Origin of the sequence: Nonomuraea zeae (genome assembly GCF_005889725.1) — a bacterium.
Classification (GTDB): domain Bacteria; phylum Actinomycetota; class Actinomycetes; order Streptosporangiales; family Streptosporangiaceae; genus Nonomuraea; species Nonomuraea zeae.
In genome coordinates this window covers 1-1,253 of sequence record NZ_VCKX01000685.1, presented here as the reverse complement: position 1 = coordinate 1,253, position 1,253 = coordinate 1, and the positions used below count along the sequence as shown (strand labels likewise).

Annotated in this window: 1 pseudogene; it reads right to left on the bottom strand. The window is 65.1% G+C overall.

Annotated elements, in window-relative coordinates:
• Positions 1-125 precede the first annotated feature (125 nt).
• Positions 126-925 (bottom strand): annotated as a pseudogene (locus ETD85_RS62380) (IS256 family transposase); the annotation flags it as partial.
• Positions 926-1,253: the final 328 nt, after the last annotated feature.

The following is a 1,253-nucleotide window of genomic DNA, read 5'->3' as shown; positions in this document are numbered from 1 at the left end:
GCTCATTCAGATGCGGAAGGAGCACGTCGAACCGCCGTGCGAGTTGAGACAAGACGTCGTCGGGGAAGCCCATACCGTCCCAACGAACCGAAGATCAGAAAGCAACGCTTTATTTCTTGGTGGCTTCTGTGAAACCAGCACCTCTGCTCCTTGCCTGCGGAAACACCTCCCGCAACGCCGCCCAGAAACCGAGCGCGCCATCCCCGATCGCCAGTACCGGCGCCCGCATCCCACGCCGTCGGCAATCACGCAGCAGATCGGCCCACGACTCGGTGGACTCCCGGTAGCCGTCGGACAGCGCCACGAGCTCCTTGCGGCCGTCGGCGCGCACGCCGATCATCACCAGCAGACACAGCTTGTGCTCCTCCAGCCGGATGTTGACGTGGATGCCGTCCACCCACAGGTAGACGTAGTCCACCCCGGACAGGTCACGAGCGGCGAAGGCACGCTGCTCACCCTTCCACTGCTCGGTGAGACGCGTGATCACCGAGGCGGACAGCCCCGCCTTGGAGCCAAGGAACTGCCCCAGTGCGGGCACGAAGTCCCCGCTGGACAACCCGTGCAGGTACAGCAGCGGCAGCACCTCAGTGATCTGCGGGGACTTACGCGCCCACGCCGGCAGGATCGCCGAAGAGAACCGCCGGCGCTCGCCCGTCTCCTCATCGATGCGCTTGTCGTTGACCCGCGGAGCCTTGACCTCGACCGCGCCGGCTGCGGTGAGGATCTCCCGCGGGGCATGGGAGCCGTTCCGCACGACCAGGCGGCGGCCGTGCTCGTCGTGCTCGTCGGCGAAGGCGGCGATGTAGGCGTCCACCTCGGCCTGCAGCGCGGCGGCGAGCATCCTGCGGGCACCGTCGCGGACGATCTGATCGATCAGCGACGAGGGAGATCCGGCAGGAACGGGGTTGCAGTCGTCAGCGGGCAGTTCGGGCACTACGGTAAGCGGCACGGGTGTGCCTTCCCGACCGACGTTGGCGCGTCGGCCTTATCTCGAAACCACATCGGATGATCCGGGAAGGTACACCCCTTCCCGGCAGATCCACAGGTTTCGATCATTGCTCCACCGCCGAGGTGATCGCGAGACGTCGTCAGTCCCGGTACAGATGACGCGCCAGGTGAGGGTGTTTGAGGCGCCTAGCAGATTCCGGACAGTCGGCTACATAAGCTGACAGAAGTCTGGAAGAGGTAGGTACGTGGCAAGGCGTCGCAGGCAGTTCTCGCCGGAGTTCAAGGAAGAAGCCATCCGCATGGTG